This window comes from Vitreimonas sp. (genome assembly GCF_035627415.1).
Classification (GTDB): Bacteria; Pseudomonadota; Alphaproteobacteria; order Caulobacterales; family Aquidulcibacteraceae; genus Vitreimonas.
This window is the reverse complement of record NZ_DASPLU010000016.1, coordinates 49,918-74,326: the sequence shown is the minus strand read 5'-3', so window position 1 is coordinate 74,326 and position 24,409 is coordinate 49,918. Positions and strand designations below refer to the sequence as shown.

The 24,409-nt window shown below is 65.6% G+C and carries 24 protein-coding genes and 1 pseudogene; 11 read left to right on the top strand and 14 right to left on the bottom strand.

The window, feature by feature from the left end; genetic code table 11:
• Positions 1 to 470: 470 nt before the first annotated feature.
• Positions 471 to 779, bottom strand: a complete 309-nt coding sequence (locus tag VEA80_RS11045) for a hypothetical protein (protein ID WP_325060794.1) — start codon at positions 777 to 779, stop codon at positions 471 to 473.
• Between the two features lie 71 nt (positions 780 to 850).
• On the opposite strand from VEA80_RS11045, the gene VEA80_RS11040 reads away from it, so the two are divergent.
• Positions 851 to 1,906 (top strand): class I SAM-dependent methyltransferase, encoded by a 1,056-nt coding sequence (locus VEA80_RS11040; protein ID WP_325060793.1) that lies wholly within the window; start codon positions 851 to 853, stop codon positions 1,904 to 1,906.
• On the opposite strand, the gene VEA80_RS11035 is transcribed toward VEA80_RS11040, so the two are convergent.
• The 4 genes from VEA80_RS11035 to VEA80_RS11020 form a co-directional block, all read right to left on the bottom strand.
• A complete protein-coding gene (locus VEA80_RS11035; protein WP_325060792.1) occupies positions 1,884 to 2,483 on the bottom strand; it encodes a hypothetical protein in 600 nt (199 codons plus the stop codon). The two genes, VEA80_RS11040 and VEA80_RS11035, sit on opposite strands and share 23 nt — an antisense overlap.
• 92 nt (positions 2,484 to 2,575) lie before the next feature.
• Complete coding sequence (locus VEA80_RS11030) at positions 2,576 to 2,995, bottom strand: hypothetical protein (RefSeq protein ID WP_325060791.1); 420 nt, start codon at positions 2,993 to 2,995, stop codon at positions 2,576 to 2,578.
• An 86-nt stretch (positions 2,996 to 3,081) separates the two neighbouring features.
• On the bottom strand, positions 3,082 to 4,176 hold the full coding sequence (gene aroC, locus VEA80_RS11025) for a chorismate synthase (RefSeq protein WP_325060790.1): 1,095 nt from the start codon (positions 4,174 to 4,176) through the stop codon (positions 3,082 to 3,084).
• A gap of 45 nt (positions 4,177 to 4,221) precedes the next feature.
• Positions 4,222 to 4,602 (bottom strand): DUF4180 domain-containing protein, encoded by a 381-nt coding sequence (locus tag VEA80_RS11020; RefSeq protein ID WP_325060789.1) that lies wholly within the window; start codon positions 4,600 to 4,602, stop codon positions 4,222 to 4,224.
• Positions 4,603 to 4,789: 187 nt separating this feature from the next.
• Between VEA80_RS11020 and pdxH the strand changes: the two genes are divergently transcribed.
• The 3 genes from pdxH (at position 4,790) to VEA80_RS11005 (ending at position 7,583) form a co-directional block, all read left to right on the top strand.
• Positions 4,790 to 5,455, top strand: a complete 666-nt coding sequence (gene pdxH / locus VEA80_RS11015; protein ID WP_325060788.1) for a pyridoxamine 5'-phosphate oxidase — start codon at positions 4,790 to 4,792, stop codon at positions 5,453 to 5,455.
• Positions 5,456 to 5,504: 49 nt separating this feature from the next.
• Complete coding sequence (locus tag VEA80_RS11010; RefSeq protein WP_325060787.1) at positions 5,505 to 5,867, top strand: hypothetical protein; 363 nt, start codon at positions 5,505 to 5,507, stop codon at positions 5,865 to 5,867.
• A gap of 63 nt (positions 5,868 to 5,930) precedes the next feature.
• Complete coding sequence (locus tag VEA80_RS11005; protein WP_325060786.1) at positions 5,931 to 7,583, top strand: long-chain-fatty-acid--CoA ligase; 1,653 nt, start codon at positions 5,931 to 5,933, stop codon at positions 7,581 to 7,583.
• A gap of 140 nt (positions 7,584 to 7,723) precedes the next feature.
• Here the strand turns inward: VEA80_RS11005 and VEA80_RS11000 are convergent, their stop codons facing one another.
• From VEA80_RS11000 to VEA80_RS10990, 3 genes are all read right to left on the bottom strand, one after another.
• Positions 7,724 to 8,635: an MBL fold metallo-hydrolase gene (locus VEA80_RS11000; RefSeq protein WP_325060785.1), complete on the bottom strand. Its 912-nt coding sequence runs from the start codon at positions 8,633 to 8,635 to the stop codon at positions 7,724 to 7,726.
• A gap of 13 nt (positions 8,636 to 8,648) precedes the next feature.
• A complete protein-coding gene (locus VEA80_RS10995) occupies positions 8,649 to 9,602 on the bottom strand; it encodes a hypothetical protein (RefSeq protein ID WP_325060784.1) in 954 nt (317 codons plus the stop codon).
• Positions 9,603 to 9,760: 158 nt separating this feature from the next.
• On the bottom strand, positions 9,761 to 10,195 hold the full coding sequence (locus VEA80_RS10990; protein WP_325060783.1) for a TIGR01244 family sulfur transferase: 435 nt from the start codon (positions 10,193 to 10,195) through the stop codon (positions 9,761 to 9,763).
• Between the two features lie 84 nt (positions 10,196 to 10,279).
• Between VEA80_RS10990 and VEA80_RS10985 the strand changes: the two genes are divergently transcribed.
• A complete protein-coding gene (locus tag VEA80_RS10985) occupies positions 10,280 to 11,227 on the top strand; it encodes an ABC transporter permease (protein ID WP_325060782.1) in 948 nt (315 codons plus the stop codon).
• Entirely contained in the window at positions 11,224 to 12,132 is a 909-nt protein-coding gene (locus VEA80_RS10980) for an ABC transporter permease (RefSeq protein WP_325060781.1), read from the top strand. The genes VEA80_RS10985 and VEA80_RS10980 overlap by 4 nt, the downstream gene beginning before the upstream one ends.
• Positions 12,133 to 12,174: 42 nt before the next feature.
• Here VEA80_RS10980 and VEA80_RS10975 read toward each other — a convergent pair.
• Both VEA80_RS10975 and VEA80_RS10970 read right to left on the bottom strand, forming a co-directional pair.
• A pseudogene (locus tag VEA80_RS10975) lies at positions 12,175 to 12,523 on the bottom strand (four helix bundle protein).
• 22 nt (positions 12,524 to 12,545) lie between these two features.
• Positions 12,546 to 13,079 carry a hypothetical protein gene (locus VEA80_RS10970; protein WP_325060779.1) on the bottom strand — a complete coding sequence of 178 codons (534 nt, stop codon included), beginning with the start codon at positions 13,077 to 13,079 and terminating at the stop codon, positions 12,546 to 12,548.
• Positions 13,080 to 13,168: 89 nt separating this feature from the next.
• Between VEA80_RS10970 and VEA80_RS10965 the strand changes: the two genes are divergently transcribed.
• Positions 13,169 to 14,797 (top strand): ABC transporter substrate-binding protein, encoded by a 1,629-nt coding sequence (locus tag VEA80_RS10965; protein ID WP_325060778.1) that lies wholly within the window; start codon positions 13,169 to 13,171, stop codon positions 14,795 to 14,797.
• A gap of 145 nt (positions 14,798 to 14,942) precedes the next feature.
• Here VEA80_RS10965 and VEA80_RS10960 read toward each other — a convergent pair whose 3' ends face one another.
• From VEA80_RS10960 to VEA80_RS10950, 3 genes are read right to left on the bottom strand one after another with little or no spacing between them, the layout of a single operon-like run.
• The gene (locus tag VEA80_RS10960; RefSeq protein ID WP_349257246.1) at positions 14,943 to 17,123 is read right to left on the bottom strand and encodes a S9 family peptidase; all 2,181 of its coding nucleotides are present in this window, start codon (positions 17,121 to 17,123) and stop codon (positions 14,943 to 14,945) included.
• Between the two features lie 41 nt (positions 17,124 to 17,164).
• Positions 17,165 to 18,016, bottom strand: a complete 852-nt coding sequence (locus tag VEA80_RS10955) for a protein phosphatase 2C domain-containing protein (protein WP_325060776.1) — start codon at positions 18,014 to 18,016, stop codon at positions 17,165 to 17,167.
• Entirely contained in the window at positions 18,016 to 18,465 is a 450-nt protein-coding gene (locus VEA80_RS10950; RefSeq protein ID WP_325060775.1) for a MaoC family dehydratase, read from the bottom strand. The genes VEA80_RS10955 and VEA80_RS10950 overlap by 1 nt, the downstream gene beginning before the upstream one ends.
• Before the next feature lie 150 nt (positions 18,466 to 18,615).
• Here VEA80_RS10950 and purL point away from each other — a divergent pair, with 150 nt between their 5' ends.
• The 4 genes from purL (at position 18,616) to VEA80_RS10930 (ending at position 23,933) form a co-directional block, all read left to right on the top strand.
• Entirely contained in the window at positions 18,616 to 20,847 is a 2,232-nt protein-coding gene (gene purL / locus VEA80_RS10945; RefSeq protein WP_325060774.1) for a phosphoribosylformylglycinamidine synthase subunit PurL, read from the top strand.
• A gap of 796 nt (positions 20,848 to 21,643) precedes the next feature.
• Positions 21,644 to 21,991: an endonuclease domain-containing protein gene (locus VEA80_RS20450; protein ID WP_349257247.1), complete on the top strand. Its 348-nt coding sequence runs from the start codon at positions 21,644 to 21,646 to the stop codon at positions 21,989 to 21,991.
• A gap of 3 nt (positions 21,992 to 21,994) precedes the next feature.
• Positions 21,995 to 23,374: a glutathione-disulfide reductase gene (gor, locus tag VEA80_RS10935; protein WP_325060772.1), complete on the top strand. Its 1,380-nt coding sequence runs from the start codon at positions 21,995 to 21,997 to the stop codon at positions 23,372 to 23,374.
• A 121-nt stretch (positions 23,375 to 23,495) separates the two neighbouring features.
• Entirely contained in the window at positions 23,496 to 23,933 is a 438-nt protein-coding gene (locus VEA80_RS10930) for a hypothetical protein (protein ID WP_325060771.1), read from the top strand.
• 64 nt (positions 23,934 to 23,997) lie between these two features.
• On the opposite strand, the gene VEA80_RS10925 is transcribed toward VEA80_RS10930, so the two are convergent.
• Positions 23,998 to 24,372: a hypothetical protein gene (locus tag VEA80_RS10925; protein WP_325060770.1), complete on the bottom strand. Its 375-nt coding sequence runs from the start codon at positions 24,370 to 24,372 to the stop codon at positions 23,998 to 24,000.
• Positions 24,373 to 24,409: the final 37 nt, after the last annotated feature.

Sequence of the window (24,409 nt, the reverse complement as noted above, 5' to 3'; positions counted from 1 at the left end):
GTCTCGCACACGGGAGCTTTCGAAGACGTCCGAAACTTTGAGAGGTGCAAGACACGGTCGGCGGGATTTGCCTTCGGGGAGTGAAACCGAAGGGCCCAGAGCAGCGGAAGCTCTGCCCGCAGCACCGGCGAATTGGGAATGGAGCCAAGCCCCGAGACGCCATCCGTCGATGGCGGGTTGCGTCGGAGCGGATACGGCCTGGTGTGAAGAGGCGCGTCCGCATTCCATCGTGCAGGAGGCGAGCTGTCGCAAGACGGCGTTCTACAACTCCTCGTCCCAAACCGGGAAAAACGATCGGCAAACCGGGGCGCGCGAAGCGCGCGGCGTTGGTTGGAGACAACCGGCGCACCCTAAAGAGACTACTCAGCGCGGATCGCGCGCCCCGTCTCCCAACTCGGGAGCGCAAAACACGGAAACGCCGTGGATGCGACGCATCGCGCGGCTGGAGACGCACGTCCATGGCGAACGCTTCACGCCCGCGGTTGCGGGTCCATGTTCGGCGCGCGGAGGTAGAAGGTGACCACTTCCTCATACGCGCTGGCGCCGCTGTTGACGGCGCGATGCGGGCGCGGCTCCGGTTCGCCCCAGCCGCTCATGCCCGCATGCACGGGCACGGCCATGCTCTCACCGTCACCATACTCGATTGTCAGCTGCTCGCCCCGAACGACAACGGCAAAGCTCTCACAGAGATCGGTGTGCCAGCCCAACGCTTCCCCTGGCTCGAGGATAAGGCGACGGATCAGCAGATCGTCCCGCCGTGTGATGATTTCCACTTTCATGGCTGTTCATCCAAGCCCGTGAGGCCGCGACGGGCTAGAGCAGCGCGCCGCTTGCGGCTAGACTACACGCCATGGCTCTGATGCGCGATCTCGGCCGCGCCCGTTACGTCGCCGCGCAGGGCGCGCGCGTCGCGTGGTACATGGGCCAATACATGCTGGCGCGCCGGCTCACGGGCCCGTTCAATCGCCCGGGCGAGCCGAAGTTTCAGCCGCAGGCGCCCGAGGGCGACGCCAAGCGCATCCGCGCCGCCTTCCTCGATCTCTTCGCCCAGGACCGCGCCAATATCGAAGCCGGGCTATATCCGGCGCCGAACGATGTGCGGCTGACGCGCGCGATTTCGGCCTTGCGCAACTCGGCCAATTTCTTCCGCGATCTGCCGAGCGTCGATCAGCGGCGCTTGGAGCGCGACGGCGTCGAAGTGCGCGAAGAGGTGAAAGGCGACGGCAGCTTCCCGGCTTATTATCTGCAAAACTTCCACTACCAGACCGGCGGCTGGCTGAGCCAAGACAGCGCCAAGCTCTACGACACGCAAGTCGAGATCCTGTTTGGCGGCGCAGCCGATGCAATGCGCCGCATCGCCCTCGGTTCACTGGCGCGCGCCTTGAAAGGGCAGGACCAACGCCGCGTGCAGCTGCTCGATGTCGCCAGCGGCAACGGCCGCTTCCTGCGCCAGGTGCTCGACGCCTTTCCGCGCATCCCGGCGACCGGGCTCGACCTCTCGCCCGCCTATTGCGCCGAGGCGCGCACGCGCCTTGCGCACTGGCCGCAGGTGGAGATTGTCAACGGCGCGATCGAGCAGGCGCCGTTCGACGACGCGAGCTTCGACGCGGTCACCTGCGTCTACCTCTTCCACGAGCTGCCGCCGCGCGTGCGCCGCGACGCCGCGCGGGAGATGGCGCGCGTGCTGAAGCCCGGCGGCGTCCTGGTGTTGGCGGATTCGATTCAGACCGGCGACACGCCGGATCTCGATCGCATGCTGGAATACTTCCCCGTCGGCTTCCACGAGCCTTACTTCAGTTCATACCTGAAGGAGGATTTCGCTCAAATGTTCGGCGAGGTCGGCCTAGAGGTCGAGGAGACCGAACGGGCGTTCCTGACCAAGATCACTCGTCTTCGGAAACGCTAGCTTCGCCCTCGAGTTCACTCACCTCGTCGACGGCCTCATCGGCCGGCGCGAATTCGGTGTCCTCGGCCGAATCATCCGCCGCCGAGCCGCGCGTGCTCACACGCCGGTACTCTTCATCCACCACGCTCTCGACCGCTTTGAGGTCCTCATTGATCCGCAGCTCAGCTTCCTCGGCTTCTTCCATCCGTTCCTCTGCGCGCCGTTCAGCTTCCGCCGCGCGCGCGTCTTGTTCGGCGTACAAGGCTGCAATCTCGCGATACAGCTCATCTTCGCTCGGCACGTCATAATGCGCCGTGCGGTAGTAAGGATCGTCGCCGCCCGGCGCGCCGGCCAGACGCTCAACCGGCTCGGTCTCGTACGTCTGGTCGTCGATCGGCAGCTGCTCGTCCCACGAGACCGTGCTGTAGCTGTAGTCGGAGCGCCAGCCGCCATCCATCATGGCGATGTAGGTCGGGCTCGGCTCGTTCAACTCGAGCTCGGTCGGCGGCGGGTCGATCTGCCAGCCGCTGGTGACGATCAAGTCGAGCGCCACCGCACTTGCGACCGCGATACCGCCGAATGCGCTCGCCGCGCGCATCTTTTCTTTGAGGGGGAGGGTCTTGCCGAACATCGTGCCGGAAAAACCGAAAGCCGTGGCCTCCAGTTCCGGTCACGCGGTAAGCGCCGCGATCACAAACGATTGGCTGCGAATGGCTTTATTTGCGCAGGCGCGAACGCGGCGGAGGTAACCGCAACACCGGGTTCCGTTGCGTCAGGCCCGCCGAGCAGCACCTCGGTGGTGAAGCTGAAATCGGCCACTTCCGCACGTGTTTCCGTAAGCGGCGACGGCGGCTCGATTTTGATGCTCGCCGGCGCTTCGACATGATGCGCAACGACCCGCACCTCCTGCGCATAAGCCGCATCGACAGGAGTCCAATCCGGCGCGTCGCCGGTGATGACATAATCGAGGCCGGCCAAAGTCGTGGAGGCGATCAGCGCGAATGTCGCCGTAGCGAGCATGCGTTCCTGCCGCACGGCGCGCCGCCAGCTCTGGCGCGCGAACGCGCCGGCGCCGTGTGCAAAGCGAATCGAGGCGTTGAGCAGACTCATCGTGCGGCTCCCGGAACGAACAGCGCGGAATCGAGCCGACTCGATACGCGCATTCGCAGCGCGGACCTAATGTCGAACTGTAAAGGTTAGCGGGAGGTTTGTCCGCGATGGCGCAGCATCGCATCGGCCAGCACGCACGCCATCATCGCTTCGCCCACAGGCGCGGCGCGGATGCCGACGCACGGATCGTGACGGCCTTTGGTGCTCACATCGGCGTTCTGGCCGTCGCGCGTGATCGTCCGGCGCGGCGTGAGTATCGAGGAGGTGGGCTTCACGGCAAAGCGCGCGACGATCGGCTGGCCGGTGGATATCCCGCCGAGCACGCCGCCGGCGGCGTTCGAAAGGAACACCGGCCTGCCGTCATTGCCCGCGCGCATCTCGTCGGCGTTTTCAACGCCGGTCAGCGCCGCCGCGGCGAAGCCGGCGCCGATCTCAACGCCCTTCACCGCATTGATGCTCATCAGCGCCCCGGCAAGTTCGGCGTCGAGCTTGCCGTAGACCGGCGCGCCCCAGCCGGCCGGAACGCCCGTCGCTTCCACTTCGACGATCGCGCCCAGGGAATTGCCGTCCTTGCGCGTGTCGTCGAGCAGCTTTTCCCAAGCTTGCGCGGTTTGTGCGTCCGGGCACCAGAACGGATTGTTCTCGACCTCGCTCCAATCCCAGCGGCCGCGATCGATCGCCACCGATCCGATCTGCACCAGCGCGGCGCGGATCTGCACGCCGCCGCCGAGAATTCGCCGCGCCACGGCGCCCGCCGCAACCCGCGCCGCCGTCTCGCGCGCGGACGAGCGCCCGCCGCCGCGATAGTCCCGCAGGCCGTATTTGGCGTCGTAAGTGTAGTCCGCGTGCCCCGGCCGGTAGAGGTCGCGCACGTCGTCGTAGTCTTTGCTGCGCTGATCGGTGTTTTCGATCATCAGCGAAATCGGCGCGCCGGTCGTCACCGGTCCGCCGGTGCGATCGTCCTCGAACACGCCGGAGAGGATTTTCACTTCGTCCGCTTCGCGCCGCTGCGTGACGAAGCGGCTCGAACCCGGCTTGCGCCGGTTCAGCCAGAATTGGATGTCGGCGGCGGTCAGCGGCAGGCCGGGCGGGCAGCCGTCGACGACGCAGCCCAGCGCCGGCCCGTGGCTCTCGCCCCAGGTGGTGACGCGAAACAGATGCCCGAACGTGTTGTGCGACATGCCGCTTTGGTCAGTGACACAACCGCCCCTAACGGGCAACGCGCTTCAATCCGCGGATGCGAGCTGCGCCGGCGCCAAGCGGGCGTGCAGTTCATGGCTGTCGCGCACGAACCAGACCGACTTGCCGCGGTTGGATTCGCGCACGAAGTCTGCCAGCGGCGCAGAACTCTCCAGATGCGCCGTGATGTCGCCGAGGATGGCGAGGCGCAGCCGATAATTGACGAACTTCTGGATGAATTCGCCGGCCTTTCTGGTGCTCAAGCGGAAGAAGTCCTGGCTCAGCCGCTCCGCCGGGATCGCGACAAAGCGCGCGTCCGAGCTGATCGCTTCGGCGATCAGTTCGCTCGCGTCGCGTTCGCTTTCGAGCGGCGCGCCCTTGGCGCCGATCTCCGCGACCCGTTCACCGTGAAGGCTGTAGACGATCATCCTCTCTCGCTCACCGACTTGGCGTCCCGTGACTACGATATGGGATGCCGCCGAGACACCGCACGGATGCGGGCGCCAGCAATGCGTAAAGCGTTGCCACGGCGCCACGTTCCCTGCCGCGGCGCTCGGACGCTCCTGCTCACCGATTTATGATCGCCATGTTAGGATCGCGCTCCAGGAGCTCCCCTTGGCCGACGACACCCTCATCCCGCCGTCACCGAAATACGACCCGGCCGGCGATCCGCCGCCGGACGACGCGGCCCTGTTCGCCGAGAACGAGCCGTTCGCGCTGTTCGAACGCTGGTTCACCGAGGCCAAAGCGAAGGAGCCGAACGACCCGAACGGGATGGCGCTGGCGACCGCCGACGCTTCGGGCTTTCCCGATGTCCGCATGGTCCTGCTCAAGGGCTTCGATCGGGATGGCTTCGTGTTCTACACCAACGGCGAAAGCGCCAAGGGCCGGCAGCTCGAAGCCAATCCGCGCGCGGCGGTCGTGTTTCATTGGAAGAGCCTGCGCCGGCAGGTGCGCATCCGCGGCTTGGTCCAGCGCGCATCCGACGCCGAGGCCGACGAATACTTCCAGAGCCGGGACCGCGGCGCGCGCCTGGGCGCTTGGGCGAGCAAGCAGTCGCGTCCGCTCGAGGACCGCCTCGCGCTGGAAAAGCGCATCGCCGAGTTCACCGCCAAGTTCGGCTTGGGGGAGGTGCCCCGGCCCGAGCATTGGCGCGGCTACAGGCTCGTTCCGCTCTCGATCGAGTTCTGGCGCGACCGCCCGTTCCGTCTGCACGATCGCTTGGTGTTCACGCGCGAGAGCGCCGGCGCGCCATGGGGCAAGTCGCGGCTCTACCCTTAACCTTTCCTTCAGCGGCGCGGTCCGTGCTGTCGGCGAGAACGGAGCCGGCATGCGCGGGTTCGACATTGCAGTGGCCGCGCTCGCGCTCCGGGCTTCGCCCGCCAAGGCGCCTGCGTGCGAACGCCAGCTCGCGCCGGCCTGGGGCGAGCCGAACGCCGCCTGGCTCGACCGCACTTCGATCTCGCACCAGCGGGCGGCGCTGATCGCCTCGCTGTGGCCGGAGCCGACGCGCCAGTGCGTGGCGCCGCCGGTGTTCGCCCAGCTTCCCGCGCCAGCCGTGTTCTGCGCCGTGCTCAGCGTGAGCTGGCGCCCGCTCCCCGTCACCGATGCGCGGGCGCTGCAGGCCAAGCTGGCGCGCGTCCATCCCGCGGCCGCCGCCCAAACTCCCGAAATCGCCGCCCGCGCCGCGTGAGCGATTTGCCAGGGCGCCGCTGGCCCGCTTTAATCGCCGCAACGAGAACATCGGGAGGCGCTCATGCTCGGGCTCATGCAGGACTGGCCGCTGACGGTCGACCGCATCCTGGACCACGCGAAGGTCAACTTTCCGCGCCGCGAGGTGGTCACCCGCAGCGTCGAAGGCCCGATCTCGCGCACCACCTACGCCAATATCTGGCGCCGGGCCAAGCAGGTGACGAACGCGCTGCAGGAGCGCGGCATCCGGCTGGGTGACCGCGTCGCCACGCTCGCCTGGAATACCGAGCGCCACCTCGAGACCTGGTACGGCGCCATGGGCATGGGCGCGGTGCTGCACACCGTGAATCCGCGCCTTTTCCCCGAGCAGATCGCCTGGATCATCAATCATGCCGAGGACAAGATCCTCTTCTTCGACACGACATTCACGCCGATCGTCGAGAAGATCGCGCCGCTGCTGAAGACGGTGACGCTCTATGTGGCGACGACGGATCGCGATCACCTGCCGCCGACGTCGCTGCCGCTCATCGCTTACGAGGACTTCATCCACGGTCACGCTCAAGAAGCGAAGTGGGGCGGCTTCGAGGAGAATACGGCCGCTGGGCTTTGCTACACGTCCGGCACAACGGGCGATCCGAAAGGCGTGCTATACTCGCACCGCTCCAACGTGCTGCACGCCATGGCCGCGAACCAGACCGACGTGTTCGGCTGCGGCGCAAGCGACGTCGTCATGCCCATCGTGCCGATGTTCCACGCTAACGCCTGGGCCATCGCCTTCGTCGCGCCGATGTGCGGCGCCAAGCTCGTCATGCCTGGCGCCAAGCTCGACGGCGCCAGCGTCTATGAGTTGCTCGAAAGCGAGAAGGTCACGTTCACGGCGGCGGTGCCGACGGTCTGGCTGATGCTGCTCAATCACATGCGCGAGCACGGTTTGAAGCCAACGACGCTGAAGCGGGTCGCAATCGGCGGCTCGGCGGTGCCGGAGGCGGTGCTGCGGGCGTTCGAGGAAGATTACGGCGTCGAAGTCATCCACGCTTGGGGCATGACCGAAATGAGCCCGATCGGTTCGCTCGGCAAATTGCTCCCCGAACACCACGCCATGGATCACGAGAGCCAAATCAAGGCGAAGCTGAAACAGGGCCGTTCGCTCTTCACCGTCGACATGAAGATCGTCGACGACGAAGGCGTGGAAAAGCCGCACGACGGCAAGGCGTTCGGTCGACTGCTGGTGCGCGGTCCGGCGGTGGCGCGCGCTTATTTCAAGAACGCCGGGGCCAAGAACGAGAAGGGCGAATGCCTGGAAACCTGCGGCTACTTCGACACCGGCGATGTCGCCACGATCGATGAGCTCGGCGTCATGCAGATCACCGACCGGGCCAAGGACGTGATCAAGTCGGGCGGCGAATGGATCAGCTCGATCGACATCGAGAACATCGCCGTCGGCGCCGAGGGCGTCGCGTGCGCTGCCGTGATTGGCATTGCGCATCCCAAGTGGGACGAGCGCCCGCTATTGATCATCGAACCGAAGCCCGGCGCGCAGCCGACGCGCGAGCAATTGCTGGCGTTCCTGCAAGGCAAGATCGCCAAATGGTGGATGCCCGATGACGTCGTGCTGGTGGAGAAAATTCCGCTCGGCGCCACCGGCAAGATCAACAAGCTGGCGCTGCGCGACCAGTTCAAGGATTACCGGCTTCCGAGCACGCAGGCGGCGGAGTAGCCATCCGCCACAAAACAAGAGCGGCTTCGGATCTGATCGAAGCCGCTCTCGCGCTGTACGTTTTTCGATATCTACTATCGATCCACGTCAGCTGGGAAAGGAAACGCGCTCGCCCTGCGCCAGTTCCGGCGCCGCTGCGCTTAATCTGCAGTGCGCAGCCAGTACTCGCTGTCGACGCACGGCGGCCCGTCGCAGGTGACGCGGCCCTGTTCCACAAGTCTGATGATGTGCGCCAGCACCGAGTGGCATGCGGCGGGGTGGAGGCGCTTATCGACGTCGGCGTAGATCACGCTGACCATGTCCTTGATGGCGTGCTTGCCGGCTTGCAGCTGCGTGAGGATCTGCGCCTCGCGCTCAAGCCGGTGATCGATGAAGGCCTGCACGAACGGGCGCACCTCGCGCACCGGCGGGCCGTGCGTCGGCCACAGCGTGGTGTAGTCGCGGTCGCGGACCTTCTCCAGGCTCTGCAGGTAATCGCTCATGTCGCCATCGGGCGGGCCGATCACGGTGGTGGACCAGCCCATGATGTGATCGCCGGGGAAGAGGGCGTTCTCTTCCAGCAACGCATAAGCCATGTGGTTGGCGGTATGGCCGGGCGTGAACACGGCTTCGATGGTCCAGGCGGGACCCGAGAAGCGATCGCGGTCCCTCACGTCGACGTGCGGCTGGAAAAGGTGATCGTCGGCCGCTTCGAGCCTGAGCTCGTCGCATTCGCTCGGCTTCGGCGCCAGCATGCTGGCGTAGACCTTGGCGCCGGTGCGCTCGGCCAGCGGATGCGCGGCCGGGCTGTGATCCATGTGCCGGTGGGTGACGAAGATGTGCGTCACACGCTCGCCCTCGACGGCGCGGAGCAAGGCTTCGATGTGCTCGGCATTGTCGGGCCCGGGATCGATGATCGCGACTTCGCCGCGGCCGACAATGTAGACGCCGGTGCCGCGAAACGTGAATGGGCCGGGATTGTTCGCGACCAGGCGCCGGATCAGCGGACTGACCTGTTGCGCCTTCTCGTACTCGAATTCCATCTCGCGGACGAAGGGGATCTTGGCCGCCATCGGAAGCGCGCTCTTATTCGCCGCGCACGAATTTACGGAAGGCGTCGCGCATCGCGTAGGTCGCCTTGATCTTGTCGGCGAGGTTGAGCGCGATCGGCGGGCCCATGTCGGTCTTGTTGGCGTCGACGATGTAGAGTTTGCCGGTGGTCCGATCGCGCAGCACGTCCACTCCGCCCCATTCCAAGCCGATCTCGCGCGTGAATGCGCTGATCTGTTCGATTTCCTCGGCGCTGAACACCTCTTCGGGCATCCGCAGCAGCACTTCGGTGTTCGTATTGAGGAAGCGCTTGGTTACTTGGCGCCGTTTGACGAAAACGACGGCCGGCCTGCCGCCGACCGTGGAGGTGCGCAGATCCTCCACGAAGTCGAGATCGCCGGCCATGCGATTGTCGATCACGCGCTGGTAAACGCGGCCCGGGATCGGCTGCGCCGGGCATTGGACAATGCGGCCGTCGTGCGCGGCGTTGATCTCGGACTTCTCGACCGCCGGGCCCGCGTGGGTCGTCGGATCGACCGCCAGCGGGTGGCCGAACGCGGCGGCGCAGGCGCGGGCGACGTTCGTTTTCGAGACGTCGCGGCAGCTGAAATTCACCAGCTTCACGCCGGGCTTCAGCTTGGTCGGCGGATCGTTGGGGCTGTAAGTGGCGTCCTCGAAATGCATCACGACGTCGGCGTTGGCCGCGTCCTTCACCAGTTTCGCGCCCGCTGCGCGCGCCACGGCCCAGATGAGATACCAGGGCCGCGCCCGTTCCGGCGTGAAGGCGATGGTGAAGCTGGGCGCCAGCCGCTCGATCTGCTGGGCGGCGAAGAAATACCGGAACCAGGCCGTCACTTGCGCGATCACGGATGGTGAATAGGGCACGCGCGCGCCGGTCTTGCGCACTGTGAGGCCGGTCAAGCCGAACTCGAAGTCCTTGAGCCAGACAGAACCGGAGGTCTGGAATACGCGGGGCGTTGCATCGGTCACGGATCAGACGCCCTGCGGCCCGGCGCTTGCAGAGCAGCGCAGCATGGAAGCGGTGTTCGCCATCTGCATGTTCGCATTGGATCGCGTGCGCACTGTGCTGCTTGCCCTGTCCCTGATTGTGATGCTGAAGATCGTCTGGCTGCTGATCGCGGCCTAATTCAGGTCTTCGGCGCCAACGTTTCGAGCGCCCCCCGCGCCCCCTCTAGCTCGTAGCCCGCCTTGGCGGCCAAGGCGATGATCTCGTCAGGCTTTAATCCCCCGCGCAGGGCTTCCGCCAAGGCCCAAGCCAATATTGAGCGTTTGCCGCTTCGGCAATAGGCGAGGACAGGGCCCTTCGCCTCATCCAGGAGTTCGGCCGTTTCCGCCACGGCCCCGGGCGGCGGCGGGCCGACGAAGGCGATCGAACGGAAATCGAGCCCGGCCGCGTGGGCCGCCGCTTTCACCTCGGCGGCGCGCGGCTGGCCGGGCGCCTCGCCGTCGGGCCGGTTGTTCACTAGGGTGCGGTAACCCTCGGCCGCCGCTCGGGAAATGTCGGCCAGCTCGATCTGGCCGGCGACGGCGAAGTGCGGGCTGACGCGCCGGAACTCTGTCATGTCGCAGCCACGTTGACACGGCCTGTCTCAGAAGCAAGGTTTCGCGCGCTTCGCCGCCGGGTCCGGCGCAACCAGGACGTGGGAATGCTCGCTCTTGCCGTTCGGCGCCTGCTCGTGGCTATCCCGACCCTGCTTGCCATCGTCGCCGCGGCCTTCCTGCTGATGAAGGCGGCGCCGGGCGGCCCGTTCACCGCCGAACGCCAGCTCCAGCCCGAGATCGAGCAGCGGCTCAAGTCCAAGTTCGGCCTCGACCTGCCGGTCGAGCAGCAGCTCTTGCGTTATCTGGTGGGGACCGAAGAGGGCGGGGGCCTGCTGCGCGGCGATTTCGGCCCCTCCATGACCTACAAGGACAAGTCGGTCATCGACATCATCGCTGAGGGCGCGCCCACCAGCGCTATCCTCGGGTTCGGCGCGATGGCGCTGGCGCTGCTGGTCGGCGGCAGCCTCGGGATCATCGCCGCGCTGCGGCAGAACAAAATCCAGGATTACGCGGTGATGGCGCTGGCCATAGCCGGGGTGTGTCTGCCGCCGCTCGTGGTCGGTCCGGTGTTTCAGCTCCTGTTCGGCGTCCAGTGGGGCGTGCTGCCAAGTCAGGGCCTGCATCGCGACGAGTTCGGAATCATCTATCTGATCCTGCCGATCGTGACGTTGGCGCTGCCCTTGGTCGCCATCGTCTCCCGGCTGATGCGCGCTTCGATGATCGAGGCGCTGCGCTCGAACGCGATCCGCACCGCGCGCGCCAAAGGCTTGCCGGAAATGCAAGTCATCCTGCGCCACGCGCTGCCGATCGCGATGCTGCCGATCGTTTCATACGTCGGTCCGGCGCTCGCCGGCGTGATGGCGGGCTCGTTCGTGATCGAGACGGTTTATCAGCTGCCCGGCATCGGCAAACAATTCGTCTACGCCGCCGGTCAGCGCGACTACACGCTCGTGATGGGCGTGGTGCTGATCTATTCGTTCCTAATCATTTTCCTGAACCTCGCGGCGGACATCATGTACCGCGTGCTGGATCCAAGGGCGCGCACGGCATGAGCGACATTCTGATGGACGATGCGCCGCCGCCGGCGGGGGTGAAGGGCCGTTCGCTCTGGGAAGACGCGCGCCGGCGCCTGATGCGCAATCCGGCGGCGATCGTCAGTCTTTACGTCGTCGCCATCCTCGTTCTGGTGGCCGCATTCGGGCCGATGCTCTGGGTGCATCCGGTCGACGAAATCTTCCGCGACAGCGTCGGCATCGCGCCGACGACGCAGAACATGCATCTGCTCGGCACCGACACAGAGGGCCGCGACATGGTTGCGCGGCTCATCTTCGGCTTGCGCATTTCGCTGCTCGTCGGCCTGGCGGCGACGTTGGTGGCGCTGACGATCGGCGTCACCTGGGGCGCCGTCGCCGGCTTCTTCGGCGGCGTCGTCGACGACGTGATGATGCGCATCGTCGACGTGCTCTACGCCATTCCGTTCGTGTTCTTCGTCATCGTGCTGATGACCGTGATCAACACGCCTGATCCGGTGATCAAGCTGCTCTGGATCTTCGCGGCGATCGGCGCCGTCGAATGGCTCACCATGGCCCGCATCGTGCGCGGCCAAACCATTTCGCTGCGGCAGAAGGAATTCGTCGAAGCGGCGCGCGCCTCGGGCGCGAAGCCGCTGCAGATCGTATTCCGCCACATCGTGCCGAACGTGCTGGGCCCGGTCGTGGTGTTCGCCACGCTGAACATCCCGGTGATCATCCTGGCGGAGAGCTTCCTCTCCTTCATCGGCCTCGGCGTGCAGGAGCCGCTGACGTCGCTTGGGCGGCTGATTTCGGACGGCTCACGGCAAATGATTCAAGCGCCGTGGATGCTGATCTCACCCGCGGTGACGATGCTAATTACGCTGCTGGCGCTCAACTTCCTCGGTGACGGTCTGCGCGACGCGCTGGATCCGAAGGAGCGCTGAGCAAAGGGAGTAGGGAGTAGGGGAGTGGGTGGGGAGTGTGGGCTAGGCGCTTTCGCCTTCGAGCTTGCGGACGAGCAAGCGCAGTAGTTTCCCAACGCTCTCACATTGAGCAAGCACGTCATCAATCTTGCCGGCGGCGGACAATTCAACCCGTTGTGCGATGATGAGATGGGTTTCGAGCTCTTTGATCGAACCTTGAGCGATGCGCAGGAATTGAATGTAGCTCGGTCGCATCTCGCGTCCGTAGCCTTCGGCGATGTTCGCACAGATCGATACGGCCGCTCGTCGCGCCTGAGATGTCAGGCCGTAGAGTTCATCCTTAGATGGCCACCGCCAAGTCCATAGCTTGTTGCCAGACAAGCAGGTCGCGATACGAACGAACCTCTCGCATCACCTACTCACCTACTCACCTGCTATTGCGTCCGCCGCACGCGGATCGCCGGACCGCCAGCTTCAACTGACATCAGGAAGCTTCCCAGCGTCGCGCGTCGGATCGTCACCTGTCCGCCGGCGCGGGCGTTGCGGGCGTTTTCGTCGTCGATCTGGGTCCAGACTTGGCCGTTGCTCATGTAGAAGGTCGCCGGGCCGTTGCGACGGGTGACGACGCGATCGATCGTCAGCGCCATCTCCGCAATTTCCGGCGCAGCGGCTTCGTTGCCGCGATTGCCGAAAATGCGCGGCAGGCTGGGCAGCGAGAAGCCGAACGCCTCGCGCTCGATCTCCTGCGCCTGCTGGCGATCGACGGCGACCAAGTTCCCGCTCGTCTGCGCGTCGCGGAGGCGCCCGACGGCGCCGTCATAGCAGGCGAGACGCTGCGTCTCGTCGGCGATGTTGGCGCACGCATAGACCTGATCCAGCACCTGCGGATTGGCCGGCCGCTCCTCCTGGGCTGCAGCCGAGCCGGCGGCGAATGCGACAAAACACAGGCTGGCGATGACGATGCGCATAAAGTCCCCTCCCAACGGAAGCCGGATCATCTTATTCTGCCTGGAGAATTTGTCAGCCGGCTTGGGCGCCGGCGCTGGAGACCATTCCAATGGCCATCTGGACGAGCCGCCGATCCCTCCTGGCTGGCGCTGGCGGCGTAGGTGTGGCGACCTCGCTCGGCGGCTGCGCCAACGCCCGCATAGTCGGTTTCGACAAGGCCAAGAAGTCCCTCGACATCGCCAATTCGAGCGAACCGCTCTCTCTCGATCCCCACAAGGCCACCGGCTCGTGGGAGAACAACATCATCGGCAACATGTTCGTCGGCCTCACGACCGAGAACGAGCGTTCGGAGCCGATCCCGGGCATGGCCGAGCGCTGGGAGGTCAGCGACGACCTCTTGACCTGGACCTTCTATCTGCGCCGCGCCACCTGGTCGGACGGGGAGGCGTGCGACGCCCACGATTTCGAGTTCGGCTTCAAGCGCATCATGAACCCGGACACGCTCGCGCAATACGCCTCGATCCTTTACCCGATCAAGAACGCGCAAGCCGTGAACACGCAAGGGATGGCGGTCGATCAACTCGGCGTCAGGGCGATCGACGATCTGACGCTGGAGATCCAGCTGGAGCACCCGGCGCCTTACCTGCCGCAGCTCTTGAAGCACTACACCGCGTTCCCGATCCCCAAGCATGTGCACGAGCGAGTCGGCGAGGAATGGATCAAGCCTGAGAACATCGTCGTCAACGGCGCCTTCATTCTGCGCCGCTGGTGGTCGAATTACATCATCCACCTGGAGCGCAACCCGCGCTTCTTCGACGCGCCGAACGTCGTGCTGGAGCACCTCTATTTTTATCCGCAGAACGACGTGCAGGCCGCGGCGCGGAAGGTGCTGAGCGGCGAGGCGGGTTGGTCGACGCGCTTTCCGTCAAATCAGGTCGAAGTGCTGCGGCGCGATCTGCCGGGCTATGTGCGCGTCGCGACCTATCTCACCTGCAACTACTTCTCCTTCAACATGACCAAGCCGCCATTCGACGACATGCGCGTGCGCCAGGCGATGGCGATGGCTTATGATCGCGACTTCGTCGCCAGCCAGATCTATCGCACCGGCGAACAGCCCGCGTACAAGTTCGTGCCGCCGGGCGTCTACAACTATCCCTCGACCGCGCGTTATCGCTGGGCGGAGCGGCCGCTCGAGGAGCGCAAACGGGAGGCTGAGCGTCTCCTCCGCGCCGCCGGCTACGGGCCGAATAACCCGCTCAGATTCGCGTTCTCACACCGCAACACGAGCGACAATCCGCGCGTGGCCGTGGTTGCGCAGAACGATTGGAACTCGATCGCGCCATGGGTGACGGTTGAGCTGCGCGGCGTCGAGAACCAGGTGCATTACGCCAATCTGCGCGCCAAGAATTTCGACGCCGGCGACGGCGGTTGGATCGGCGACTTCAACGACGCCAAGAACTTCCTCTACCTGTTCGAAAGCCGCACCGGTTCGCAGAATTATCCCGGCTACAACAACGCGACCTACGACAATCTCGTGCACCAATCGGATCTCGAGCGCGACGATCAGCGCCGCGCTCAGCTCATGCTGCAGGCCGAGCAATTGTTGCTGGACGAAGCGCCGATCTGCACCAGCGTCTTCATCAACAGCACCAATCTCGTGCATCCCGATCTCACCGGCTACGCCGACAATCTCGAAGACATCCACCGCGCCCGCTGGTTCGGGATTCGGAACGCGTAAGTCCTCCCCCGCATGCGGGGGAGGTGGCGAGCGTAGCGAGCCGGAGGGGGTAAGTCTGTTGGCGAGCGCGCGGTGCGCCCCCTCAGTCATCGTGCTGCGCACGCTGACAGCTCCCCCGCACGCGGGGGAGCAGTTGCGTTACGGGCTAAAACGGCCCGCCCGCCTCGTCGTCGCCGATGGCCTTGATCGCGAAGGCGTAGTCGTGCGCCAGTTCACGCAGGAACTCGAACCGGCCGGCGCTGCCCGCGTGGCCCGCGCCCATGTTCATCTTCAGCAGCACCGGCCGCCCGCTCGTCGTGTGCGGCCGGAGCTTCGCCGCCCACTTCGCCGGCTCCCAATAGGTGACGCGCGGATCGGTGAGGCCCCCGGTCGAGAGCACGGCCGGATAAGCTTTCGCTTCAATGTTGGTGTAGGGGCAGTAGGAGGCGATGTAGTCGTACGCTTCTTCGCTCTCGAGCGGATTGCCCCATTCGGGCCACTCCGGCGGCGTCAGCGGCAGCGAGGTGTCGCTCATTGTGTTCAAGACGTCGATGAACGGCACGCCGCCGATCACGCCGGCCCAGAGGTCGGGCCGCATATTGTTGATCGCGCCCATCAAGAGGCCGCCGGCCGAGCGGCCTTCGCAGACGATGTTGCCGGCCCGCCCATAGCCGCGCGAGATCAGCTCTTCGGCCACGGCGATGAAGTCGCTGAACGTGTTCTTCTTCGCGAAGCGGCGCCCGTCCTGGAACCAGCCGAAGCCCATTTCCGAACCGCCGCGCACATGTGCAATCGCATAGATCCAGCCGCGGTCGACGAGGCTGAAGCGGCGGATCGAGAAATCCGCGTCCATCGAGATGCCGTAGGAGCCGTAGCCGTAAAGATAGAGCGGCGCCGTGCCGTTGAGCGGCGTGCCGCGCTTCATCAGGATGGTGATCGGCACGCGCTTGCCGTCCGCGGCTTCGGCGAAGAAGCGGCCGGTGACGTAATCCTCCGGATTGTGGCCCGACGGGATTTCCTGCGTCTTGCGCAGCGTCTGCGTGCGCGCCGCCATGTCGTAGTCGAACCATTTCAGCGGCGTGGTCGGCGATTCGTAGACGTAGCGCACGTTCGTCGTGTCGAACTCGTAGCCGCCCGACATTTCGAGATTGTACGCCTGTTCATCGAGCGCAATCGCGTGCTCTTCGCCGCCGCGATGGCGGATGACGATGCGCGGCAGCGCGTTCGATCGCTCCATGCGCACGAGATAGTCCTTGGTCGCGCCGAGCCCGAGAATGTAGCGGCCCTCTTGATGCGGCAGGAATTCGCGCCAATGTTCGCGCCCGGTGCGGCCCGGCTCGGCCGTCATCACCTTGAAATCGACGGCGCCGTCGGCGTTGGTGAGAATGTGCCAGCGGCCGTTCCAGTGCGTCGGCGAATAGAGCAGTTCGGCTTCACGGCCATGGAACAGGGTGGGCGCCGCGGTGAGGTCGTTCGCGGGGATCGTATAGTATTCCGATTGCGCGCCGTTGCCGGCGCTGATCAGCATGTATTCTTTGCTTTCTGTCGGCCCAACGCTGAGGAAGAACCCGTCGTCCCGCTCGTCATAGACGAGCGTGTCCTCGCCGCCGCGCGCCGGGCGGCGATAGATCTTGGCCGGACGGCCGTTATTGTCGCGGAAGGTCCAGAAGATCAGCTCGGCATTGGGCGACCAGGCGAAGTCGCCGGTGCAGTTCGCGATCGCCGACGGAAGCGTCTCGCCGCTTTCGAGGTCCTTCACATAGACCGTGTAGATTTCCGAACCCTGCTCATCGACGGCGTAGGCGTAAAGCTTGTGGTCAGGCGAATGCTGCGCGGCGATCACCTTGTAGAACGTCTTGCCGCGCGCCTGTTCTTCGACATTGATCAGGATCTGCTCGGGGCCGTCCTGGCCGCGCGGACGGCGCGCGTGGATCGGGTGCTGCGCGCCGGTCTCGAAGCGGCGATAATATTCCCACGGACCATCCGGCGCGGGGACGGAGCTGTCGTCCTCTTTCGTGCGCCCGCGCATCTCCTGATAAATGCGCTCCTGCAGCGCCGCCGTCGGCGCCATCACCGCTTCGCGATAGGCGTTCTCGGCGTCGAGATACTCGCGGACGTCCGGCCGCAACAGCGAGGGATCGCGCATCACGTTCTGCCAATTGTCGTCCTTCAGCCACGCGTAATTATCCACACGCGTGCGGCCCAGCTGTTCGATCGTCTTCGGCTCGATCCGGGCGACAGGCGGCGTAGGCGTTTCGGTCATTGCGGCATCCGATGTAGCGCAAGCGGGCAGGAGGGCGAGCGCCGGCAGCGCGGCGGAGGCCTGAAGGAGTTCGCGTCTGTTCATGGCGGCGTTGTTCCTGGATTGGAGCGCCGAGGTCAATCCGCCTACGACAGACGCAGGAGCAGGGCGGTGGCGTCGTCGCTTGGCTTGAAGCGCGGGTGCTTGGCGCCTCCGGCGTCGGCGGTTTCGATCGCCCGCAGCTCGCGGCCGAGTTCCTGGAGGCCCTTACCCAGCGCAGCTTTGACAAGGCCGGCGGCATCGTATGAGTGGTATCGGTCGATGAGCGCGGAGAATCCGTCCGTCATCAGCAGCAGATGGGCGGGACGCTGCAGGCTGATGCGCCAACCGCGCGCGTGAGAGGCGCAAGCGGCGTCGAGACACACGGTCCAATGCGCGCCCTCTTGGTTCAGGGCGGCGCGCATGTCGCGCAAGCGTGCAATTGTGCCTTCGCGGCGCAGCAGCGGTTTGTCCGCGTCGGTTTGCTGCGCCGCAAGTCTGGTTTCGGCGTCCGCTGCATCGTCGGGTCCGCCGATGAGAACGCTTGCGCCGCTGGCGTCCACCGCCGCCAGCCGGCAATCGCCGAGGTCGATCCCGTCCACGCCGTCAGGCGTTTCGCCAAGCATCAGCAGCGACGCGATCGGCCTTTGCCAGCGCTCGATCTCTTGGCCTTCGATCAGCTCTTCGAACAAAGGCGCGATCAGCTCTTGCATCACGCGCGCCAGCTGTGAGCGCAGGGCGGCCTCACTGCCAGAACCGGGATAGGCGTAAGCGTGCAGCGCGGTGTCAAGCGTGTGCGCCAGCCAACTGGCGTCCGACGCTGTTTGCGTGAGCGGCGTCTCGTGCAGATCGGTTGCGCCGTCGATCACCCAGGCTACGCCGTGCGATTGGCCGCAGGCGTCATCGTTCTGCTTGGCCCGATCGCCGGCCAGCGAAATGCTTTCGACCAGTGTCAGCATCAGCCCGGATAGATCAGCGAAACGACTTCGGCCACGCAGGCCGGCCGCTCTTCGTTCTCGACCTCGATCTTGAATTCGTTGGTGACCTGGAAGCCGCCGCCGCGCGGCTCGCACGAGAGCATCTTCATCCGCATGCGGATGCGCGAACCCACCGGCACGGTGTTGGTGAAGCGCACCTTGTTGGAGCCGTAATTGATGCCGCGCGAGACGCCCTGATACTGGACGATGTTCTTGGCCAGGAACGGGATCAGTGACAGCACCAGATAGCCGTGCGCGATCGGCGCGCCGAGCTCCTTGGTCGCCCGCTCGACGTCGACATGGATCCATTGATGATCGCCGGTCGCGTCGGCGAACCGGTTGACCCGGTCCTGGGTGATCTCCAGCCAGTCGGACACGCCGATCTCCTGGCCGACCAGGCTCGGGGCTTCGGACAACGGTACTTCACGCATTCAATGGCTCCTCGCTCCGGACTGGGAGTAAGGGGCAGGCGGGGACTTGTCGAGATTGTCAGGGGCGGACGCCGCCGACACGTGAATGAGTTCGCCTGCGCCAGGGCGCCCCATTTGCCCGCGCCTGCGACACAGGCTAATCCCCCGCCCATGTCCCTAGAACCGCTCGCGCCAGGCACGCTGGCTCTCGCCGAAGAATTCGGCCTCTCCCGCGACGAATACGACCTCGTGCTCGAAAAGCTCGGCCGCACGCCGAACGTCACCGAACTCGGCGTGTTCAGCGTGATGTGGTCCGAGCATTGCTCCTACAAGTCGAGCCGCGCCCATCTCGCCAAATTCCCGACTAAGGCGCCGCACGTGATCTATGGGCCGGGCGAGAACGCCGGCGCCATCGACATCGGCGATGGCCTCGCCGCCATCTTCAAGATGGAAAGCCACAACCACCCGAGCTTCATCGAGCCGTTCCAGGGCGCCGCGACCGGCGTCGGCGGCATTCTGCGCGATGTCTTCACAATGGGCGCGCGTCCCGTCGCGATCATGAACGCGCTGCGCTTCGGCGAGCCCGATCATCCGAAGACGCGCAAACTCGTCGACGGCGTCGTCAGCGGCATCAGCTTCTACGGCAATTGCGTCGGCGTGCCGACGGTGGGTGGAGAGACCAATTTCGACGCCCGCTACAACGGCAACATCCTCGTTAACGTCTTCTGTCTCGGCATCGCGCCGAAGGACAAAATCTTCACCGCCGCCGCCAAGGGCGCGAACAATCCCGTCGTCTATGTCGGCGCTAAGACCGGCCGCGACGGCATTCACGGCGCGACCATGGCGAGCGCCGAGTTCGTCGAGGGCGAGGAGGGCCTCAGGCCCACCGTGCAAGTCGGCGATCCGTTCCTGGAAAAGCTGCTCATCGAAGCCTGCCTCGAGCTGATGGCCACCGACGCCATCATCGGCATCCAGGACATGGGCGCCGCCGGCCTTACCTCGTCATCCGTCGAAATGGCCTCGAAGGGCGAAGCCGGCATCCTGCTCGATCTCGACGCCGTGCCGGCGCGCGAGGAGGGCATGACGCCGTACGAATTCATGCTCAGCGAGAGCCAGGAGCGCATGCTCATGGTGCTGAAGCCGGGCCGCGAGGACGAAGCCAAGCGCATCTTCGAAAAGTGGGGGCTCGACGCCGCCGTCATCGGCGCGACGACGGACACCGGCCGCCTCACTTTGCGCTGGCACGGCGAGATCGTCTGCGACATCCCGCTCGGCCCGCTCGCCGACGAAGCGCCGAAATATGAGCGCCCATACGTCGAGCCGCTGAAAGCCATTCCGTTGACGGAGGCCGAGCAGAAGCGGCTGGTCGAAGACTATCCCGGGTTCGCAAAATCGCTCACGGCGCTGCTCTCGATGCCGGACCAAGCCTCCAAGCGCTGGATCTGGGAGCAGTACGACCGCCACGTCCAAGGCGACACGCTCGCCGATAGCGGCGCCGACGCGGCAATCGTCCGTCTCTACGGCTCGCAGCGCGCCTTGGCGATGACGTGCGATGTGACGCCGCGCTATGTCGAAGCCGACGCCTACGAAGGGGGCAAGCAAGCCGTCGCCGAAGCATGGCGCAATCTCACCGTCACCGGCGCGCGCCCGCTCGCTGTGACGGACAATCTCAATTTCGGCAATCCGCAGCGCCCGGAAATCATGGGCCAGATCGTCCACGCAATCGAAGGCATGGCCGAAGCCTGCCGCACGCTCGCCTTCCCGGTGATCAGCGGCAATGTTTCGCTCTATAACGAGACCAACGGCCAAGCCATTTTGCCGACGCCCGCGATCGGCGGCGTCGGCATCATCGACAATCTGGAGCGCCGCGCCACCGCCGACGCGCTGCAGCAGGGCGATGTGCTCGTGCTCGTCGGCGACACCGCCGGCCATCTCGGTCAATCCGTCTACGCGCGCGATCTGTTCAAGCTCGGCGGCGCCGCGCCGAAAGTCGATCTCGCGCTCGAAAAGAAGAACGGCGATTTCGTCCGCGCACTCATCGCCGATGGCGCGGTGCGCGCCGCGCACGATCTTTCCGATGGCGGCTTGGCTGTCGCCGCCGCCGAGATGGCGCTTGGCTCGAATGTCGGCGTTGCGCTCGGCTATCAGGGCGACCTCGCCGACGCGGCGTTTCTCTACGCCGAAGATCAGGCGCGCTATCTCGTCGCCGTCTCGTCCGCCAGGCTCGACGATCTCGACAAGCGCGCCCGCGCCGCCGGCGTTAGCTTTCTCGTCGTCGGCGAAGCGGGCGGGCGCGAGATCAGCTTCCTCGGCGCAAGCGGCCAGCGCGAAACCGTCAGCCTCGACGACCTCCGCAAAGCCCACGAAAGCTGGCTGCCCGCGTACATGAAAGTGGCGCACTAACGCGCCACTGCGGACTGCCGGCTTCAGGCGGCATACCGGCGGGTCCGCTTCCGTAACGCGAGAGCGGGGATAGAGGCGCGCTCTATCCCCCATGTTTCCGCGCAAAAACCCAAGCCGATCAATCCCCGCGTGGAAATCAATCCGACCGCGCCAAAGCTGACGTATAATAGCGTCGCCTTCACACGGGAGGATTTCGAAGAGCTCCGAACCTTTGGAATGTGAGGGCTGTGGTCGAGCGTGAGGCGTTGCGAAAGCGAGGCCTGAAGCCGGCGGGGTCATAACCGCCGGGGTCTGCGTCTTCTTCGGAGAAGGCGACACACGCCGCCGGCCGAGCCGCCTCCAGGAGTGAACACACCTCCCGCGACGGCGCCGGCGAGCACAGACCGCAACGGGGCGCGTTCGACGCGCGCGCTGTTCGAGCGATCGGGCGGCGCAACTTAGGAACTACACCTGCGCGTCCGACGCGCCCCGCCTCCCATCTCGGGACTAGGGATTGGTGATTGGAAAACGGCGGCGCCCCACCGGCGCGCGCTGACGACGTCGCGCGACCAACTCCTCCCCCGCATGCGGGGGAGGTGGCGAGCGAAGCGAGCCGGAGGGGGTAAGTCTGCCGCCCCCTCAGTCATCGCGCTTGCGCGCGCTGACAGCTCCCCCGCGAGCGGGTGAGCAGTTAAGGTGCGCGCGAACCTAACTCCTCACCCGCTTGCGGGGGAGGTCCGAGCGAAGCGAGGGGAGGGGGTGCGTGCGTGACGGCGAGAAGCGATCCCGAGCCTTCGCAAAGCAGCTTCGCCGGCGCATGCCGCGGTCGGAGGCGCTTCTATGGAGCTACATCCGTAAGCGCGCACTAAATGGCGCCCGTTTCCGCCGTCAGCACCCCATTGGCCCCTACATCGCTGACTTCGCCTGTATTGCCGCCAAGCTCGTCCTTGAGGTCGATGGCGTCACGCACTGGACGCCCGAAGAGTTGGCGCACGACGCGCGGCGCACCAAATATCTCGAACAGCAGGGTTGGCGTGTTCTTCGCGTGACCAATGCGGACGTGTACGACAACCTCTCCGGTGTGTGGGAGACGATTGCCCAGCACTTACCCCCTTCGGCTGCTTCGCAGCCACCTCCCCCGCGTGCGGGGGAGGAGTTAGGCTAGCGCATGGCATTCGACTACGACCTCTTCGTCATCGGCGCGGGCTCGGGCGGGGTGCGCGCGGCGCGGCTCGCATCAAAGGCCGGCGCGCGCGTCGCCATCGCCGAGCAGGTACAGGTCGGCGGCACCTGCGTGTTGCGCGGCTGCGTGCCAAAGAAGCTGCTGATCTACGGCGCCGAGTTTAGCCAGACCTTCCGCGACGCCAAAGGCTTCGGCTGGACCGTCGACTGGGCGCGCTTCGATTGGCCTACATTGCGCGATCACGTGCAGGCGGAAGTGAACAGGCTCTCAGGCCTCTATATGAACAACCTCGCCGCCGCCCATGTCGAGGTGATCGAAGACCGCGCCATCGTCGTCGATCCGCATCGGCTGCGCCTCACCGCGACCGGAAGGGAAGTCACCGCCGAGCGCATCCTTGTCGCCGTCGGCGGTCACACTTCGCGTCCGCACGACACGCCCGGCCAAGAGCTCGGCATCACCTCCACCGATTGCTTTACACTGGATGCGCTGCCGGCCAGCATCGTCATCGCCGGCGGCGGCTATATCGCGCTCGAATTCGCCAACATCTTCTCCGGCCTTGGCGTCGAAACCACAATCGTTTATCGCGGCGAGCGCATCCTGCGCGGCTTCGACCACGACATCCGCAAGCATGTGCAGGCCGACATGCAGCGCACCGGCGTCCACATCATGTGCGGCTCGACCATCGCCGAGATCGCCCCGCTCGGCGAGAACCGCAAACTCGTGACGCTGTCGAACTCGATGCGGCTCGAAACCGATCACGTGCTCTGGGCCATCGGCCGCGAGCCGAACACGAAGGGTATGGGGCTGGAGGCCGCCGGCGTGCGCCTGACGCAGCGCGGCGCTGTCGCCGTCGATGAATATTCACGCTCGAACGTGGCTTCGATCTGGGCCATCGGCGATGTCACCGACCGCATCAATCTGACACCCGTCGCCATCCGCGAAGCCGTCGCCTTCGTCGAGACCGAATTCATGGGCCGCCCCACCGCGTTCGATCACGCCGATGTCGCCAGCGCCGTGTTCTCGCGCCCCGCGGTGGGTGCGGTCGGCCTCACCGAGGAGGAGGCGCGCGCCAAGAGCAAGATTCGCGTCTTCCGCACCGTGTTCAGGCCGATGAAGAACATCCTCGCCGGCAACGAGCAGCGCACCTTGATGAAGCTGATCGTCAACGCCGAAAGCGACCGCGTCGTCGGCGTGCACATCGCCGGCCCCGAAGCGCCCGAACTGATCCAGCTCGCGGCGATCGCCGTCAAAGCCGGTCTCACCAAAGCGCAGTGGGACGCGACGTGCGCCGTCCATCCCACCGCCGCCGAAGAACTTGTGCTGATGGGCGAGCCGATCGCGCACGATCCCGAAGCGCCGGCATGAGCGCATTCCCCAGCGGCGCGTCCGCCGCCCAGACGGGCGCCCCGAGCGCGTATCCGGTTGAGCGCCCCGGCGCGCGCATTAACCATGAACGGCGTCGGTATCGCTCAATGAGGGAATCTCGATGCGGCTTGTTGCGATCGGCATGGCTTGCGCGCTCTCGGCTTGCGCCTCGACCTATGCGCCCAACCCGAACGATCCCGTCGACATGGCCGCCGAACTCGGCAACCGCGGCAAGCTCTATGTCGGCATGGGCGAAGTGTGCGACTCCGCCGTCGGCGGGGCTCATCGCGAAGCCATCGTGCAAACCGTCCGCGCCGAGCAGCAGGATCTCGGCGTTTTGGCCGGGCTGGTGCAGCGCGCCTATAGCGGCCACGCCACGGACGAGCTTGCCGCCCACATGGCCGCGCAACTCGGCGTACACGACATCGGCGCCGCCACGTTCTGCGCCGAAGTCGTCAGCCAGGCGCGAGCCGAACTCAGCACTCGCGCCGACAGTGTCCGGCAGATGCCGGTGTCGCCGTCCGATCCGATGGACTACGCGCGGCTCTGGACCTATTGACCGCCCACGACAAAGAAGCGCCGGTGTGGACCGGCGCTTCCTGTCTTGCTCCCGGAATGATCCGTTACCGGCCCCAGCCGCGGCCGTAGCCGCCGTGGGCGAAGTAGCGGTCGATCGACGGCGCCACGATCCGATTGTAGCGCTGGCGTCCGTAGGGGTCCGTCACCAGCACGTCGCAAGCGTTGCCGTTCCACGAGCAGTCGCGGTACGTGTAGATGCGGCCCGGCTTGAACTTGAACGGATTGCCGCTCAACACCCGGTGCATCCGCTCGCCTGGATAAGTGCGGAACGAGCCGCCATCTTCCGTGCGCACGGTGATATGTTGCGGGCGTCCGCGATAGCGGTAATCGTCGCGATCCCAATCGTGCGACGCAGCCGCCGGCAGCGCCGTCATCGTCACTGCGGCGGCGATCGCCGCGAAAGTCAGCTTGCGTTTCATTGTCTTTGCTCCACTTCGCGCAGCACCAGCGCGTTGA